The 16,230-nt window shown below is 64.1% G+C and carries 15 protein-coding genes; 8 read left to right on the plus strand and 7 right to left on the minus strand.

What is annotated here, in order from left to right; translation table 11 throughout:
- Positions 1-260 precede the first annotated feature (260 nt).
- Complete coding sequence (locus XF30_RS07810) at positions 261-1,622, plus strand: class-II fumarase/aspartase family protein (RefSeq protein WP_109142358.1); 1,362 nt, start codon at positions 261-263, stop codon at positions 1,620-1,622.
- 113 nt (positions 1,623-1,735) lie between these two features.
- A complete protein-coding gene (locus tag XF30_RS07815; protein ID WP_035997576.1) occupies positions 1,736-2,995 on the plus strand; it encodes an aminopeptidase in 1,260 nt (419 codons plus the stop codon).
- An 88-nt stretch (positions 2,996-3,083) separates the two neighbouring features.
- On the opposite strand, the gene XF30_RS07820 is transcribed toward XF30_RS07815, so the two are convergent.
- Positions 3,084-3,638: a hypothetical protein gene (locus XF30_RS07820; protein WP_109142359.1), complete on the minus strand. Its 555-nt coding sequence runs from the start codon at positions 3,636-3,638 to the stop codon at positions 3,084-3,086.
- A gap of 237 nt (positions 3,639-3,875) precedes the next feature.
- Here XF30_RS07820 and XF30_RS07825 point away from each other — a divergent pair, with 237 nt between their 5' ends.
- The gene (locus XF30_RS07825; protein WP_192893069.1) at positions 3,876-4,331 is read left to right on the plus strand and encodes a cupin domain-containing protein; all 456 of its coding nucleotides are present in this window, start codon (positions 3,876-3,878) and stop codon (positions 4,329-4,331) included.
- Positions 4,332-4,412: 81 nt separating this feature from the next.
- On the opposite strand, the gene XF30_RS07830 is transcribed toward XF30_RS07825, so the two are convergent.
- The 6 genes from XF30_RS07830 to XF30_RS07855 all read right to left on the minus strand — a co-directional run bounded on the left by XF30_RS07830 (position 4,413) and on the right by XF30_RS07855 (position 10,361).
- Positions 4,413-5,465, minus strand: coding sequence for an amidohydrolase family protein (locus XF30_RS07830; protein ID WP_109142361.1), 1,053 nt, complete (start codon positions 5,463-5,465; stop codon positions 4,413-4,415).
- 110 nt (positions 5,466-5,575) lie between these two features.
- On the minus strand, positions 5,576-6,097 hold the full coding sequence (locus tag XF30_RS07835; RefSeq protein WP_036021294.1) for a hypothetical protein: 522 nt from the start codon (positions 6,095-6,097) through the stop codon (positions 5,576-5,578).
- Positions 6,098-6,168: 71 nt separating this feature from the next.
- Positions 6,169-7,113, minus strand: a complete 945-nt coding sequence (locus tag XF30_RS07840) for an EamA family transporter (protein ID WP_109142362.1) — start codon at positions 7,111-7,113, stop codon at positions 6,169-6,171.
- A 68-nt stretch (positions 7,114-7,181) separates the two neighbouring features.
- Positions 7,182-7,994 (minus strand): MBL fold metallo-hydrolase, encoded by an 813-nt coding sequence (locus tag XF30_RS07845; RefSeq protein WP_109142363.1) that lies wholly within the window; start codon positions 7,992-7,994, stop codon positions 7,182-7,184.
- Between the two features lie 91 nt (positions 7,995-8,085).
- The gene (locus tag XF30_RS07850; RefSeq protein ID WP_109142364.1) at positions 8,086-9,615 is read right to left on the minus strand and encodes a permease; all 1,530 of its coding nucleotides are present in this window, start codon (positions 9,613-9,615) and stop codon (positions 8,086-8,088) included.
- Complete coding sequence (locus tag XF30_RS07855) at positions 9,612-10,361, minus strand: ABC transporter ATP-binding protein (RefSeq protein ID WP_109145618.1); 750 nt, start codon at positions 10,359-10,361, stop codon at positions 9,612-9,614. Before XF30_RS07855 ends, XF30_RS07850 begins: the two co-directional genes overlap by 4 nt.
- Before the next feature lie 274 nt (positions 10,362-10,635).
- Between XF30_RS07855 and XF30_RS07860 the strand changes: the two genes are divergently transcribed.
- From XF30_RS07860 to XF30_RS07880, 5 genes are all read left to right on the plus strand, one after another.
- Positions 10,636-11,511, plus strand: a complete 876-nt coding sequence (locus XF30_RS07860) for a branched-chain amino acid ABC transporter permease (RefSeq protein ID WP_035997599.1) — start codon at positions 10,636-10,638, stop codon at positions 11,509-11,511.
- Positions 11,512-11,516: 5 nt separating this feature from the next.
- Entirely contained in the window at positions 11,517-12,668 is a 1,152-nt protein-coding gene (locus XF30_RS07865) for a branched-chain amino acid ABC transporter permease (protein ID WP_109142365.1), read from the plus strand.
- Complete coding sequence (locus XF30_RS07870; RefSeq protein WP_035997604.1) at positions 12,665-13,423, plus strand: ABC transporter ATP-binding protein; 759 nt, start codon at positions 12,665-12,667, stop codon at positions 13,421-13,423. The genes XF30_RS07865 and XF30_RS07870 overlap by 4 nt, the downstream gene beginning before the upstream one ends.
- Positions 13,424-13,426: 3 nt before the next feature.
- The gene (locus tag XF30_RS07875) at positions 13,427-14,215 is read left to right on the plus strand and encodes an ABC transporter ATP-binding protein (RefSeq protein WP_035997607.1); all 789 of its coding nucleotides are present in this window, start codon (positions 13,427-13,429) and stop codon (positions 14,213-14,215) included.
- Positions 14,216-14,310: 95 nt separating this feature from the next.
- On the plus strand, positions 14,311-16,149 hold the full coding sequence (locus XF30_RS07880; RefSeq protein ID WP_109142366.1) for an AMP-dependent synthetase/ligase: 1,839 nt from the start codon (positions 14,311-14,313) through the stop codon (positions 16,147-16,149).
- Positions 16,150-16,230: the final 81 nt, after the last annotated feature.

Genomic DNA, 16,230 nt, shown 5'->3' on the forward strand with positions numbered 1-16,230 from the left:
ATGGCAGCCATGTGGTTTTCCGAGGGGAATACATCCGCAGCTAGAATGTTGCGGTGTAAATCTGGCGACGAGATCAGGCGCCCCTCCAGCACCGTCATCCTGGAGCGCGGGAGCGTAGCGCAGGCCCTCTCAGCGACAACGGCTTCGCCATTGCGGGGAATGCCGTTTTAGTGTCGCGCACAACGGGGAATGCCCTTTGCCGATCTGCCCTGCGTACGTAAGGTACACCGACAGAAAACACCAACCCAGAAGAAGTGTCCATGCCTGCTTTCCCCGCCGCCACCACTGTGCTCGACTCCCTGCTGTTTCGCGACGCCTTCGGTACGCCTGAGATGCGCGAGGTGTTCTCGGACGTCGCGACGGTCGCACGCTATGCCGAGGTCGAGGTGGCGCTGGCGAAGGCGGAGGCGAAGTGCGGTGTGATCCCACACGAGGCGGCCGCAGCGATCGCGGCGCGGACCGACATCGGCGCGCTCGACTTCGATCTGCTCAGGCAGGAGACCGATGTCGTCGGCTACCCGATCCTGCCTTTGGTGCATCAAATGGTGAAGCAATGCGGCGAGGCGGGCCGCTACGTGCATTGGGGCGCCACCACGCAGGACATTATGGACACCGCCGTGGTGCTGCAACTGCGCGCCGCGCTCGAGATCGTCGAACGTGACATCGCCGAGCTGCGCAAGATCCTCGCCGATCTGTCGAAGCGCCATCGCGACACGGCGATGGCGGGCCGCTCCCATCTGCAACAGGCGCTGCCGGTGACCTTCGGCTACAAGAGCGCGATCTGGCTCGCGATGTTCGACCGCCACGCCGAGCGGCTGGCGCAGCTGAAGCCGCGCGTGCTGGTCGGTCAGTTCGCCGGCGCGGCCGGTACGCTGGCGTCGCTCGGCGACAGGGGGTTCGAGGTGCAGGAGGCGCTCTGCAACGAGCTGAAGCTCGGCGTTCCCGCCTCGACCTGGCACGTAGCGCGCGACGGCTTCGCCGAAGCCGTGAACTTCCTTGCTCTCGTCACCGGCTCTCTCGGCAAGATCGCGCTCGACATCATGATCATGGCCTCGACCGAATTCGCCGAGGTCTACGAGCCCTTCGTCAAGGGGCGCGGCGCCTCCTCGACCATGCCGCAGAAGCGCAACCCGATCTCCTCGGAATTGATGCTTGCGGCCTCCAAGGCGGTGCGCCAGCACGCCGGCCTGATGCTCGATGCCATGGTGCAGGATTTCGAGCGTGCCACCGGCCCCTGGCACGCGGAATGGATGGCGATTCCCGAAAGCTTCGTGCTGGCCGCCGGCGCGCTGCACCAGGCGAAGTTCGCGCTCGCGGGCCTCATCGTAGACGAGGCGAAGATGAACGACAATCTCGCCATCAGCCGCGGCCTGATTGTGGCCGAAGCGGTCATGATGGGCCTCGCCCCGCAGATCGGCCGGCAGGAGGCGCACGACGTCGTCTATGACGCCTGCCGTCAGGCCAACGAGAAGGGAATGACCCTTGCTGACGCGCTATCCGCAGATTCACGGATATCGAGCCACATCGATCGTGCCACAATCGAGGCGCTCACTTCACCGAAAAATTACCTCGGCCTTGCGCCCGCCATGGTCGACCGGGTGCTGGCATCGGCAACGCGTTGAAAACCAAAATGCGTGAAACTGCGTATCTTTCCAAGGGCGCAAGACGCTCGCATACTTGTGCCCCGCGATGCTAGACTTAAATTGAGTGAGCGACTTTCGGCAGAGGGCCCGGCATGACTGATCAACGCAATCCTTCCACTCCCATCGATCCGGCGAAGCTCGACCGACTGGCCGAGGTGGCGGTGAAAGTGGGCCTGGGCTTGCGGCCGGGACAGGATCTGCTTCTGACGGCGCCCGCGATCGCGCTGCCGCTGGTGCGGCGGATCGCCGTGCATGCCTACAAGGCCGGCGCCGGCCTCGTGACGCCGATCCTGTCGGACGAGGAGATGACGCTGGCGCGCTACCGCCACGGCCACGACAACAGTTTCGATCGTGCCGCCGGCTGGCTCTACGAGGGCATGGCCAAGGCGTTCTCCGACAACACTGCACGGCTTGCCATCGTCGGCGACAACCCGATGTTGCTGTCCGGCGAGGATCCTTCCAAGGTGGCGCGCGCCAGCAAGGCCAATTCGATGGCCTATCAGCCTGCGCTGGAGAAGATCGTCAATTTCGACACCAACTGGAATATCATCGCCTATCCGAGCGCGTCCTGGGCGAAGCTGGTGTTCCCGAACGATCCCGAGGACGTTGCGGTCGGCAAGCTCGCAGACGCGATTTTCGCCGCGTCCCGTGTCGATCGCGAGGACGCGATTAGCAATTGGGCGAGCCACAATGCGGTGCTGCGCGAGCGCACCAACTGGCTCAACGGCCAGCGTTTCCGTGCGCTTCAGTACTCGGGTCCCGGCACCGATCTCACCATCGGCCTTGCCGACGGCCACGAATGGGAAGGCGGCGCCTCGCTGTCCAAGAACGGCATCAGCTGCAACGCAAATATCCCGACCGAAGAGGTCTTCACCACGCCGCATTGCCGCCGCGTCTACGGCCACGTCGTGAGCTCGAAGCCGCTGTCCTATCAGGGCACGCTGATCGACAACATCGCGGTGCGGTTCGAGGACGGCAAGATCGTCGACGCCAAGGCCTCGCGCGGCGCCGAGGTGCTGAACAAGGTGCTCGATACCGACGAGGGCGCGCGGCGCCTCGGCGAGGTGGCCTTGGTGCCGCATTCCTCGCCGATCTCGCAGAGCGGGCTGTTGTTCTACAACACGCTGTTCGACGAGAACGCGGCCTCGCACATCGCGCTCGGCCAGTGCTATTCGAAATGCTTCGTCAACGGTGCCCAGCTCACGCCGCAGCAGATCGCGGCGCAAGGCGGCAACCAGAGCCTGATCCATATTGATTGGATGATCGGCTCGGCCGAGACCGACATCGACGGCATCTTGGCCGACGGCAGCAAGGTGCCCGTCTTCCGCAAGGGCGAATGGGCGAAGTCGTAATCTAGATTTTGGTCCAATAGGCAGTCCAGGACGTGGTCAACCTCTCCCCGCTGGGGAGAGGTGAACGTCCTCGCGTCAGTCTTCCCCCTCACGCCGCCGCGTTGCGCAGGGTCGGGCTGTTGTCGATGCTGAAGCGGTTGAACAGCGTCGTGAAGGGGCTGCCGTCGGTGGCCCGCACGATCGCGTCGGACGCCGCCACCGCCTCGTAGAGCGCGCCAATCGGATCGTCCGCGTCCGCCAGCGCGAGCGCGCCGCGGATCTGTTCGCGGGCCTCGCTGACGTCATCCTCGTCTTGGAGCCTTGCCTCCAGCGCATCCGCCGCGCGGCGCATCTCTGCAAGGTCGCCGCCCCCGGAGAATTTGAGGATGTCGCGCCAGTAGGGACGGGCAACGACAAGCTGGATCAATGCATCGAAACTTTCCGCGATGATGCCCGCGCGGCCCTCTGACGAGACATAGAGCACATTCTGCGACGGCAGCAGCACGAACGCGCTGCCGGAGCTGTCACTGCCGATGTGCCGCGGGCTTTCGACGCCGTCGATGGTGAACCAGGGCTCCTCGTCCGGTTCGAAGGAGACGTCGAGACTGCGGAGCCTGGCGACGACCTCGCTGTTGGCTGTCAGAATCTCCGGCGTGAGGGGCATCGGTGCGGCTCCTTCCCAAGACTTCGCGCACTTTGTCGCACCCCGGACAAGCTAGGTTCATGTGTGCGAATTCGCAGAGGAAATCGTGACGTTAACCGTATCGCACCCGCAACTCTGGGCTGATTGTCGAGTGCCATGTAAGAAAGAATTAAAAGCAGCCTACTAGCGTCCCAACTTCTTTCGAAGCAATCCGGGCCGAGACCCGGCCATTCATATTTAAATCTTCTGGGGAAGCAGATGTCGCGCACATTGATTGAAATCGGTAGTTGCAATGTGGACCTCGAGCTGCGGCCGATCGAGCCGTCCTGGATCATCGAGGGCAATCCGGTATCCCGCTCCCGCGTCTTGTCGACCAGCGCCGACGGCACCGCGCAGACGATCATCTGGCACTGCACCGAAGGCCGCTTCAACTGGTACTACGACATCGACGAGACGATCATGATCATGGAAGGATCGATCGTGCTCGAGAGCGACGGCATGCCGCCCAAGCGCTACGGCCCCGGCGACGTCATTTTCTTCCGCGACGGCGCGCATGCCAAATGGCATGTCGAAGGCCACGTCAAGAAGATCGCCTTCTGCCGCAAGACCAATCCGGTGGTGATCGGTTTCCTGATCCGCGTCATCAACAAGCTGAAGAAGATGTTCGCCTCCACCGGCGAGCGCCGTCCGGCCTCGCTGATGGGCGCCGGCTAAGCGGACACCAGGGTTTCAAGGACGCTTCCCAGCGGCCACGACGAAGAGGGGTCGGGATCAAGGTCCCGGCCCCTCTTTTCATCATGACGGCAGCTCGAGCCGGTAGACGTCGATCGCGGTCTGCGAGAACAACGCCGTCTTGTCGGCCTCGCTCAGCTTTGAGGTGATACGCTTGAAGGCATTGAAGATCACCTGGTAGCTGCACTGGCCCTTGTCCGGGGGGAAATTGCTTTCGAACATCGCGCGCTTCGGGCCGAACGCCTCGATGCAGGTCTCGACATAGGGCCGCCAGGCCGCGGCAAGCTCCTCGGATGTCGGCGGCCTCTCGCGCAAATGGAAGTCGTAGCCAAGCAGGCACATCGCGAGACCACCGAGCTTCACCACCACATTTTCGCATGTCGCGATCTCCCGGATCGAGGCGCGCCATTGCGCAAACACCTCCTCGCGCCGGCCCGCGAAGCGGCCGGTTCCGACCGGGCCGCCGCAATGGTCGAGCACAATCCTGGTGTCGGGGAAGGCGCGCGCCAGTGCCGTGAGCTCACCGATTTGCGGGTGGAACAGCCAGGCATCGAAGCTGAGTTTGAGAGGCGCGAGGCAGGCAAAGCCTTTGCGGAAGGTCGGGTCCTGCAACAATCCCTTCGGCCTGTTCGCATACATGCCGGCGACGACAGGATCTTCATCCCAGGCCGAGGAATGCCTGATGCCGCGAAAGCGGCCGTTGCCTGCGGCGATCTCGGCTTCCAGCACGCCCTTTGCAGCGTCGCCGAGCAGCAGATTGGCATGGCTGACGATGCCGGCGCAGATCGCGGCCTTGCCGTAGCCGCCGCTCGCACTCATGGCGGCGACGCCGTTGGCAAACTCGACCTCGCCAACGGGCCGGAACGCCTCGGGCCCATGCGCGCGGTACATCGAACGGCAGTCGACATAGACGGTGGCGATGACGTTGTGACCGGAGGCGATGTCGGCGGCCATCTCCTCGATCAGATAGCGGTGCCCGCGATTCCACAGATGATGATGGGGATCGACGATCGGCCGCAAGGGATCGATGATCTCCTCCCGATGCAGTGCCAGCCAGTCCTCACGCGGATCGACGAACAGCCCGCTCGTGTTGGCGGGTACACCGCTTGCTGCCATCGGCCTTCGCTCCCTGATGTTTTGTGTCGGGAGCCTAGCACCTCATTTCCGCATGCAGCAGCGCGCCTTGCGCAACCGCACCCATCATCACGAGCAATGCGGTATGCTCGTCAGCCCGTCCGCCGTCTTGCTCTTACTTCGACCATCAGCCGCCAGTCCACTGCCGTGGCCGGCTTGACCTCCCCACGCCAACGGAAGGAGTCCCCGGTAATCTCAGTAAAGCTCCAGCGCGTCAGCTCGCCGGATTCGGTCGTGCCTTCCTGCACGATGTCCTCGCCGCGGGGACGGCCGATCTGCTGCCGGAACACGCGGCGGCCCGGATCGAACCAGGAAATCCGCCACGCATCCATGGCCGGATCGTAGACGCGCAGCGTGGTGCCGTACCAATTGCCGGCGATCGGAAAGGCTGCGCTGCCCGCTGGCCGGGGAATGATCCAGACGTCCTGCACCGCACGGCCTTCCAGCACCCAGCCGAAATGGATTTCGCCCGGCGCGGTGTGGCTTCTGCCGTCCGGTCCAAAGGCGGTGATCTCGGCGTCCCAGTCGCCGACGAAACGGCCGTAGAGCTGAAGCGCGGCCGCGTGCTCGGGATGCGGTGCGCTGGCGTGAAGAAGTCTCGCAAAGTCGTTCATGTTGCTCTCCTGCTGCGGAGGATTCAGCACGGATGAGCCGCGGGCGACTTGGAGAAAATTGCCGTCGGTCGTCAGGTCTTGCGCAGCGACAGATGTCTCATGGGACGATCGGCCTCCGCCTGCGTCGACCGATTGCTCGAGCTCTCAGCACGCCAGATGGCGACAACGGCGACAATGACGAGACTCGCGCCCACGAGCATCATGCGAGAGAACGGCTCTCCGAGCGCGAGGGTGCCGAGCAGCACCGCGATGACCGGATTGACGAATGTGTAGGTCGAGACCAGGGAGGTCGAGACATTCTCGAGCAGCCAATTGTAGGCGGCGAAGCCGATGACGCTGCCGGAGACGATCAGCCAAAGAGCTGCTGCAACGGACGTCATCGAGACCTCGCTCGGTCTAAAGCTCTCCAGTTCGCCCGTCAGCCAGCTGATCGCGAACAACACGGCGCCCCCGATCGACAGTTGCATGCCAGACAGCGCGATCGCGGATGCTTGATGCGACATGCTGCGCGACAGCACGGTGCCGATCGACCACGACAGCGCCGCCGCGAGCAGCCAGACGATCGGAAGCATGCTGATGCCGGCCTGCTCGGCATTTTGCCATGCCACGAGCCCGACGCCCACGAAGCCGGGGATGAGCGCGAGCAGCGCGATCGGCCGCGGGCGCTGATCGCCCGGAAAGAGCGTGTCCGCCAGAAGGATCCAGAACGGAATCGTGGCGAGCACGATGGCGGCCACGCCGGACGGAACCGATTGTTGTGCGAAGGCGAGAACGCCGTGGCAGCCGACGAAGAAAAGCAGCCCGCAAAGGCCTGCCTGCAACCATGTCCGGCCCGTGGTATTCGCGACATGCCTGCCGCTGAAGGCGAGCAAGATCATGCCGCCGCATAACGATCGAACGGCCATCAGCAGAAACGGCGGTATCGATTGCAAGCCCAGCGTGATGGCGAAATAGGTGGAACCCCACAGGAGATAGATGGCCGCAAACGAGCCGATGACCAGGAACCGTCTGCTCATGATTGCTCCGACTGAGGTGGGTCTTGGAGCAACCAAGTCGTTGACGGGTGATGCGTTCCGATTCTGAGTCAGACCCCGTCGAGGATGATCACCGTCGGCTTCGTCGGCAGCGTATCCCGTGACATCCGGAAGGAGCGCTCGACGCGCCGGTCGATCTCGAACTGCTGGCCGATCCGGCGCATGAAGTCGTCGAGCGGGGTGGCGAAGCGGTGCATCGGCAGTACCACCGAGGCGCGCAGCCGCTTGGTGATCTCGGAGATGCCGTCGAGCGTCATGGTATAAGTGCCGTCGATCGGCACCATCACGATGTCGAGCCGTCCGATCTGGGCGAAATGGCTGTCGTCGAGCTTGTGATGGAGGTGGCCGAGATGGCCGATGCAGAGGCCGGCTGCCTCGAAGATGAAGATGGAATTGCCGTCGCGGATCATGTCGCTGCCGGCATCGTCGCCGTAATAGCGGCGGATGTCGGTGGTGACGTTGCGGATGAAGGTGTCGCTGATGCGCTGCGACACGATCGCCGGCTTGCCGTCCTCGCTCCAGCCATGCAGCACGTGGGGAATGCGCTTGTCCGGAAAGAGAGTGTAATGGGTGCTGTGCGCCCGGTTCATGGTGACGACATCGGGCAGTCGCCCGACCTGGTAGGCGCCGCTATAGTCGGTCGCGATGCGCAAGCCGGCGGGCGTGTCGATGAAATAGGTGGAATGGCCGGCATAGGTGATCTCGACCTCGGGCGCAGCTGCAGCCTGCCTGAAGACGACCGGCATGATCCGCGGCGCCGCGTTGGCCATCGCCAGGCATTCGCTGCGCAGTGGTTGCTGGGCCAGGGCAGGGGTCAGGAATGCGCTGAACAGCGCGATAGCCGCCAAAACCAGTCGTCGCATGGATCCGTCCCCGATGACTTCACGGCGAAGTCTAGCGTGCAATGCGGAGCATCGCCAATGGGGTGCGATCAACAGCGCGTCAGTGTCGCACCTATAGCTCGCGCTTCGGGCTGAACTTCCAGGTGACCGCGACGAGGCTAGCGGTGATTAGGCCGCTGATGAGGCCGGCCAGGGGAAGGGCGAGCAGCAGTGCGGCGGTGGCGGCCCAGCCGATCGATGAGAAGGCCTCGGCGAAGGTTGCAAGCCGCGAAGACGTCTGACGGCGCCGGAATTGGCTGCGCCTTGCCTGCACCCGGAACCAGAGCTGGATCGCGGTCGCCGAGGCCGCGCTGATGATGATCGCACCCGCGCTGATTGCGGCTTGGGATGGCGAGGCAAAGGCCAGCGCCGCGAGCAGCGGAGCGAAGATTGCGGCAATCGCGATCAGCACCACCTCGATCTTGGCACGGATGATGCCGGACGGCATCAAGGGCGCGGTCGCGACCAAGTCGGGCGCGTCCTCGCCCGAGATCGTCAGCCAGGCGAGCCCGCCGGCGAGCTGTCCGGCCGCCATCACGATGACGGGTGTGATCAGTGTCAGCGCCGCGGAGCTGTCGGCGAAATTACGCCAGAGCAGCAGCGCCGGCGGCACCAGATAGAGCAGCTGCATCAAGGTCTGCGAGATCAGCCATGGATCGCGCCACAGCAGCATGAATTCCTTGCGACGCAGCGCCTGCTGGCGCGATCCGCCGCGGAACGGGCGCTCCTTGGCACGGACGCGGCCGGACGTGGCGTAGGCCGCCGCATCGATCGCGGTGTCGGCAAAGCGGTGCGAGAAGATCGCCATCACGCCGCCGAGCATGACCAGAGCGAGCGCGAGAAGCAGCGCCAGCGCCTCGCTGTCGCCCATCGCTGCCCGCGCCGGCCACCACCAGATGCTGTCGACGTCGGGGGCGTAGGCGGCACCGCTGCCCGAGGTCAGGATGGTGAAGCGCGACAGCGTGCCGTAGGACATGATCGCGGCGACCTGAAGCGCGATCACGAAACCCGCACCGATGATGGCGGCGAGGATCTGTGCGATCAGGCGCGTCCGCGCCGGGCCGATCAACCGGAACAGGAGAATGGTGACGGCGATCGCGATCGCCGCCGCGGACAGGCCCATCGCAATGACGACGCCGAAGGCCGCCAGCCAGCGTGCGCCGCCGCCGATCACCAGCACGTCGATGAAGGGTGTCGAGAACAGCAGCGCCAGCACGGTGACGGTCAGCGCGATCGCGGCGATGCGGACCGAGAACAGATTGGCGAGCCGCGCCGGCGAGGACATGATCAGGTCGAGATCGGCGCGGGCGTAGAATACCCGCGTCACGGATTCGATCGCCTGCGACAGCATCAAGGTCCAGGCGAGAAAGATCGTCGCCGAAATCACGATCAGAGAGGATTTGTCGAGCGGCAACTGCAGGTCGGCGAAACGGCCGATCACCGCCCAGGCCGGCAGGTGGAGCAGCGCGGCGAAGCACATGAGGCCGATCATTGCCGCGCGCGCCCGTTTGCGCCGCCCGCCCGTCATCATGGCGAGCCATTCGCGCCAGGCGAGCCGCAGCTCGTGGCGGGCAAACCAGGACAGCGCGGTGGCCGAGCTCATGCCGCTTCCTGAAGCGTCACCAGCGCGATGAAGAGGTCTTCCAGGCTGGTGTCGGCATGGCCGTTCTGGTGGCGCAGCTCGGTGAGCGTGCCTTCCGCGACCAGGCGGCCGGAGGCGATCACGCCGATGCGGTCGGCCATGCGCTCGGCGACTTCGAGGATATGCGTGGTCATGATGACGGTGCAGCCGGCGCGGACACGCGCGCTGAGCAGGCCCTTCACATGGCGGGCGGAAACCGCATCGAGCCCCGTCAAGGGTTCATCGAGAATGATGAGGCGGGGATCGTGCACCAGCGCCCCTGCGAGAGCGACCTTCTGGCGCATGCCCTTGGAAAAGCCCTCGCAGCGCTCGTGGCGGTGCGCCTCGAGGCCGAGCGAATCGAGCAGTTCCTCGGCGGCCGGTTGCGAGATCGACGGCACGATGCCCCAGAGGCCGGCGACGAATTCGAGATATTCGAGCGGGGTGAGCTTGTCGTAGATCATGGGCTCGTCGGAGACCCAGGCCATCACCTGCTTGGCGGCGACGGGGTCTTGGAGCGCATCGATGCCGAAGATCGAAACGGCGCCGGCATCGGGCCTGAGCAGGCCCGCAACCATGCGTAAAGTGGTGGTCTTGCCGGCGCCATTGGGGCCGACCAGGGCGTAGAATTCGCCGGCGTGAATGGTGAGATCGAGGCTGTCGACCGCCAGACGGTCAAAACGCTTCGTTAACCCTCGGACTTCCAAGGCCGAGTTGTCCGGCTTCATGACGGCCACACCATCCGGTTTGCATCGCCCGCGACCATGACCCGAAGATGTTTCGGCACCGTGAATCGCACTGCCGCAAATTCCGCCAACCGGATTGGACTAAAGACAAGGTATCTCGACAAGTCACCGTTTGTTGACAGCGCGCGGGCGTTCAGGCTGAATTGATTCCGGACAAATGGCGCTAACGCGGCGAAACGACTGCGTAGCGACTGGACACAAGATGCGGCAAGGCGGCCTCGAAGATCGCCGGTTGCATCGGGGAGGACGCGCGTCAATGCTGGATTTCGTTCAGCAGCTGGTCAGCGGTGTTGCGCTCGGCTGCGTCTACGGCCTGATCGCGCTCGGCTTCGTGCTCGTCTACAAGGCCACCGAAGTCGTCAATTTCGCCCAGGGCGATCTGATGATGCTGGGCGGTTTCTTCGCCTTCACCTTCATCGGCATGATGGGCCTGAACTACTGGATCGGCTTCGCCGGTGCGGTCGCCGCCATGGCGCTGTTCGGCATGCTGGCCGAGCGCGTGGTGGTGCGGCCGATCCTCGGCTATCCGCAATTCTCCATCATCATGGTCACAATCGGTCTCGGCTATTTCCTGCGTTCGGTCGCCGGCATGATCTGGGGCACCGACGACCTGAAGATCGAGACGCCTTTCAGCCAGGGCGTGCTGCGCATGGGCTCGCTGGTGCTCGCCTACGACAAGCTCTCGGTGATCGCGGCGACGATGATCCTGTGCACGCTGCTCTGGCTGTTCTTCAACAAGACCACGCTCGGTACCGCGATGCGCGCCAGCTCCGAAAATATGCTGGCAGCCTATTACATGGGCATTCCGGTCAAGCGCGTGGTGTCGGTCGTCTGGGCGATCAGCGCTGCGGTCGCGACCTGTGCCGGCGTGCTGCTGGCGCCGATCACCTTCATCCACTCCAATGTCGGCCTCGTGCTCGGCCTGAAGGCGTTTCCCGCCGCCGTGCTCGGCGGCTTCGGCTCGATCCCGGGCGCGGTGGTCGGCGGCGTCCTGATCGGCGTGATCGAGAGCATGGCCGGCTTTTACCTGCCCGAGGGCTGGAAGGACGCCGCGCCTTACATCGTGCTGCTCACCGTGCTGCTGCTGAAGCCCGAGGGCCTGTTCGGCCTCCACGTCCGCAAGAAGGTCTGAACGCCATGCGCTTCCTGTTCAAGACCGACTACGAGGACGACATCAAGCTGTTCCCGCATTCGGGCTACGTCGTCACCTACGGCGTCCTGCTCGCGCTGCTGCTGATCGCGCCTCACGTGCTCTCCAGCTATCTGATGAGCCAGCTCGTCTTCGTCTGCATCTATGCGATCGTCGGCGTGGCGCTGCTGATTCTGACCGGCTTCACCGGCCAGGCCTCGCTTGGGCACGCGGCGTTCCTCGCGATCGGCGCCTACACGGCGGCGTACTTGCAGAAGTACAACGTGCCGTTCCCCGTCTACTTCCTCGCGGCTGGGCTGTTGACCGGCATCATCGGCGCGATCGTCGGCTTTCCGGCGCTGCGCCTCACCGGCATCTATCTCGTCATCGCCACCATCTCGTTTGCCCTGATCGTGGAGGAGATCCTGGCGCGATGGGAAAGCGTTACCCACGGTAACGAGGGCATGCGGGTCAAGACGCTGTCGCTGCTCGGCGTCGCCGTGCCGCGCGACAGCCCGACCTTCTATTACCTCTGCCTTGCCGTGCTGGTGCTGACCATCGTCGGCACGCTCAATCTACTACGTTCGCCGACGGGCCGCGCCTTCGTCGCGATCCGCGATTCCGAGACGGCGGCGCGCAGCATGGGCGTCAATGTCGCGCTCTACAAGGTGAAGTCGTTCGCGATCTCGGCCGCGATCACCGGCTTTGCCGGCGTCCTGTTCGCGCACAAGCTCTCCTTCATCTCGCCGGAGATGTTCACGCTTCAGCTCTCGATCGAGTTCATCATCGTGATCCTGATCGGCGGCACCTTCAGCCTGCACGGCGCCGTGCTCGGCGCGATCTTCATCGTGATGATCGACCCGTTCCTCACCTATCTCAAGGACGACATGCCCGGCATCATCGCTGGCATTGCCGCGACATTCGGCGCCGGCACGGCGACTGCGGGCAATATCCAGGCGAAGGTCGCGGCCTTCGCCTCGCTCAACGGCCTGAAGGGCGCGATCTACGGCATCATCATCGTGCTGTTCGTGCTGTTCGAGCCGCTCGGGCTCTACGGCCGCTGGCTCAAGATCAAGCTCTTCTTCCAGCTGTTCCCGCTCTACAAGCGCGCCACCTTCAAGCGGCAGAAGATCTACGTGAAGTCGGAGCGCAATCGATGAGCTATTTCCGCGCCGAGAACCTGTCGCTGCATTTCGGCGGCCTCAAGGCGGTCGATGCGGTCTCGTTCGCGGTGGAGAAGGGCGAGATCCTCTCGATCATCGGGCCGAACGGAGCCGGCAAGAGCTCGATCTTCAACCTGATCTCGCGGATCTACCGGCCGACCTCGGGCCGTATCTTCTTCGAGGACCAGGACATCACCGAGCAGCCGCCCTACGACATCGCCAAGCTCGGCATCGCCCGTACCTTCCAGAACATCGAGCTGTTCGAGAACGCGACCGTGCTGTCGAACCTTCTGGTCGGCCGCCACCGCCATTCGACCACGCAGCTGTGGCAGGAGCTCTTGTTCCTGCCGAGCGTGCGGGCCAACGAAAAGGTTCACCGCCGCCGGGTCGAGCAGGTCATCGAATTCCTCGACCTCGAACCCTATCGCGACAAGCTGATCTCGGGCCTGCCTTACGGCGTGCGCAAGGTGATCGAGCTGGCGCGCGCGCTCTGCTCGGAGCCGAAGCTGATCCTGCTGGACGAGCCGTCCTCGGGTCTCAACGTGGAGGAGACCGGCGACATGTCGTTCTGGATTCGGGACATGAGGACCGAGCTCGGTATCACCGTGCTGATGGTCGAGCACGACATGTCGCTGGTCAACCGGGTCTCCGATCGCGTCATCGCACTGAACTACGGAAGGGTGCTGGCGATGGGCTCGCCCGCTGAAGTGCAGCAGCACCCCGACGTCGTCGCCGCGTATCTGGGAGCCTGACCGATGGATGCCGCTGCGCCCCAGGATATCATCCTCAAGCTCTCCAACATCGAGAGCTATTACGGGCCGATCATGGCGATCCGCGGCATCTCGCTGGAGGTGCCGCGCGGGCGCATCGTCACGCTGCTCGGGGCCAACGGGGCCGGCAAGACCACGGTGCTGAAGACCATCTCCGGCATCCTCGATCCGCAGAAGGGCGCGATCGAGTTCATGGGCAAGCCGATCCAGCGCATGGAGGCCGACCGCATCGTGCGGCTCGGCCTCAGCCACGTGCCCGAGGGGCGCGAGGTGTTCCCGTTCCTCTCGGTGCGCGAGAACCTGATGATGGGTGCCTATCCGCGCAAGGACCGGGACGGCGTCGCGGAGGACATGGAGCGCGTCTACGGCTATTTCCCGCGCCTGAAGGAGCGCATCAACCAGCCGGCGGGCCAGCTCTCCGGCGGCGAGCAGCAGATGCTCGCGATCGGGCGCGCGCTGATGAACCGGCCGACGCTGCTCTTGCTCGACGAGCCCTCGCTCGGCCTGTCGCCACTGCTGGTGAAGGAGATATTCACCATCATCCGCCGGGTCAACGAGGAGCAGGGCATGTCGATCCTGCTGGTCGAGCAGAACGCCAAGGTGGCGCTGGAAACCGCCCATTACGGCTATGTGCTGGAGATCGGCCGTATCGTGATGAACGATACCTGCGACCGCTTGATGCATTCCCAGGACATCCAGGAATTCTACCTTGGCGCCAAGGAAGCCGGCGCGCGCGGCGAGCGGCGCTGGAAAAAGAAGAAGACGTGGCGGTGAGGACGAGCTGGCAGTAAGATGAGCTTGCCCAACGTTGAGCAAAGACCGGCCGGCAAGGCAGGCAGCGGAGGGAAGGCGACAAGGAGGAGAGGTGCATGGCCCGACCGGCGGTGCTGACGGTCGCTGATACGATCGCGAAGAGCTTCTTGCGCGCCGCCGAGACGCGGGGCGACAGGCCGGCGATCCGCGAGAAGAAGTTCGGCATCTGGCAGCCGACGAGCTGGCTAGAATGGCTGGAGATCTCCAAAGAGATCGCCTACGCGCTCCGCGCCGTCGGCTTCATGCCCGGCGAGGTCGCCTCCATCATCGCCAATGCCGTGCCCGAATGGGTTTATGCCGACATGGGCATATTGTGCGCCGGCGGCGTCTCCAGCGGAATCTATCCGACCGATTCTTCGTCCCAGGTCGAGTATCTCGTCAACGACTCCGCCACGAAGGTGATCTTCGCCGAGGACGAGGAGCAGCTCGACAAGATTCTCACCTGCCGCGCGCGATGCCCCAGCTTGCAGAAGATCATCGTGTTCGACATGGAGGGCCTCAGCGGTTTCTCCGACGACATGGTGATGTCGCTGGACGAGTTTCGCGCGCTCGGCCGCAACCACATGGTCGGCCGCGAAGCGCTGTGGCAGGAGATGATCGACAGCCGCAGCGCCGGCGATCTCGCGGTCCTCGTCTATACGTCCGGCACGACCGGCCCGCCGAAAGGCGCGATGCACGCCAATCGCAGCGTCACCCACCAGATGCGACACGCCAACGACTTCATACCTGCGCGAGAGGACGAGAACCGGCTGGTCTTCCTGCCGCTCTGCCACGTCGCAGAGCGTATCGGCGGCTATTACATCTCGGTCGCGCTCGGCTCGGTGATGAATTTTGCCGAGAGCCCGGAAACCGTGCCTGACAATCTGCGCGAGGTGCAGCCGACCGCCTTTCTGGCCGTGCCGCGCGTCTGGGAGAAGTTCTATTCCGCCATCACCATCGCGCTGAAGGATGCAACGCCGCTGCAGCAATGGGTCTATCGCCGCGCCATCGGCATCGGCTACCGCATGGTCGATTGCCGGCTCGAGGGCAGGGCGCCGCCGCTATCGCTGCGCATCGCCAACCGCATCGCCTACCTGGTCGCGTTCCGCAACATCCGCCGCATGATCGGACTCGACCGCTGCCGCATCGCGTTCACCGGCGCAGCCCCGATCGCACCGGAGCTGATCCGCTGGTATCTGGCGCTCGGCATCGACATGCACGAGGTCTACGGTCAGACCGAGAATTGCGGGGTCGCAACCATGATGCCCGCGGACAAGATCAAGCTCGGCTCGGTCGGCACTGCGGTGCCCTGGGGCGAGGTCGCGCTGTCGCCCGCCGGCGAGATCCTGATCAAGGGCGACTTCCTGTTCATGGGCTATTTGAACCAGCCGGAGAAGACCGCAGAGACGATCGATTCCCGCGGCTGGCTGCACACCGGTGACGTCGGCACCATCGACAATGAGGGCTTCGTGCGCATCACCGACCGGATGAAGGACATCATCATCACCTCGGGCGGCAAGAACATCACGCCGTCCGAGATCGAGAACCAGCTCAAGTTCTCGCCCTACATCTCCGACGCGGTCGTGATCGGCGACAAGCGGCCCTATCTCACCTGCCTCGTGATGATCGACCAGGAGAATGTTGAGAAGTTCGCCCAGGATCACGACATCCCCTTCACCAATTATGCCAGCCTGTGCCGGGCGAGGGAGATCCAGGACCTGATCGGGCGCGAGATCGAGCATGTCAACGGCAATTTTGCCCGCGTCGAGACCATCAAGAGGTTCTACCTGATCGAGCGCCAGCTCACGCCCGAGGACGAGGAGCTGACGCCGACCATGAAGCTGAAGCGCGGCTTCGTGAACAAGCGCTACGCCGCCGAGATCGAGGCGATGTATCGCGAGCGTGCGGTGGCGTGACGAGTCGGTCCATTTCGAGAAAGCGAAGGAGCTGTGGCCCCGCCCTTCGTGCAATACGGGCCTTTAGGAGAGGAGACGTCA

This window comes from Bradyrhizobium sp. SUTN9-2 (assembly GCF_003122645.1).
Lineage (GTDB): Bacteria > Pseudomonadota > Alphaproteobacteria > Rhizobiales > Xanthobacteraceae > Bradyrhizobium > Bradyrhizobium yuanmingense.

What these genes read in the sequence shown, in the direction of transcription:
- XF30_RS07810 (WP_109142358.1), top strand. Translation starts at nt 261, where the DNA reads ATGCCTGCTTTCCCCGCCGCCACCACTGTGCTCGACTCCCTGCTGTTT.
- XF30_RS07815 (WP_035997576.1), top strand. Translation starts at nt 1,736, where the DNA reads ATGACTGATCAACGCAATCCTTCCACTCCCATCGATCCGGCGAAGCTC.
- XF30_RS07820 (WP_109142359.1), bottom strand. Translation starts at nt 3,638, where the DNA reads ATGCCCCTCACGCCGGAGATTCTGACAGCCAACAGCGAGGTCGTCGCC.
- XF30_RS07825 (WP_192893069.1), top strand. Translation starts at nt 3,876, where the DNA reads ATGTCGCGCACATTGATTGAAATCGGTAGTTGCAATGTGGACCTCGAG.
- XF30_RS07830 (WP_109142361.1), bottom strand. Translation starts at nt 5,465, where the DNA reads ATGGCAGCAAGCGGTGTACCCGCCAACACGAGCGGGCTGTTCGTCGAT.
- XF30_RS07835 (WP_036021294.1), bottom strand. Translation starts at nt 6,097, where the DNA reads ATGAACGACTTTGCGAGACTTCTTCACGCCAGCGCACCGCATCCCGAG.
- XF30_RS07840 (WP_109142362.1), bottom strand. Translation starts at nt 7,113, where the DNA reads ATGAGCAGACGGTTCCTGGTCATCGGCTCGTTTGCGGCCATCTATCTC.
- XF30_RS07845 (WP_109142363.1), bottom strand. Translation starts at nt 7,994, where the DNA reads ATGCGACGACTGGTTTTGGCGGCTATCGCGCTGTTCAGCGCATTCCTG.
- XF30_RS07850 (WP_109142364.1), bottom strand. Translation starts at nt 9,615, where the DNA reads ATGAGCTCGGCCACCGCGCTGTCCTGGTTTGCCCGCCACGAGCTGCGG.
- XF30_RS07855 (WP_109145618.1), bottom strand. Translation starts at nt 10,361, where the DNA reads ATGAAGCCGGACAACTCGGCCTTGGAAGTCCGAGGGTTAACGAAGCGT.
- XF30_RS07860 (WP_035997599.1), top strand. Translation starts at nt 10,636, where the DNA reads ATGCTGGATTTCGTTCAGCAGCTGGTCAGCGGTGTTGCGCTCGGCTGC.
- XF30_RS07865 (WP_109142365.1), top strand. Translation starts at nt 11,517, where the DNA reads ATGCGCTTCCTGTTCAAGACCGACTACGAGGACGACATCAAGCTGTTC.
- XF30_RS07870 (WP_035997604.1), top strand. Translation starts at nt 12,665, where the DNA reads ATGAGCTATTTCCGCGCCGAGAACCTGTCGCTGCATTTCGGCGGCCTC.
- XF30_RS07875 (WP_035997607.1), top strand. Translation starts at nt 13,427, where the DNA reads ATGGATGCCGCTGCGCCCCAGGATATCATCCTCAAGCTCTCCAACATC.
- XF30_RS07880 (WP_109142366.1), top strand. Translation starts at nt 14,311, where the DNA reads ATGGCCCGACCGGCGGTGCTGACGGTCGCTGATACGATCGCGAAGAGC.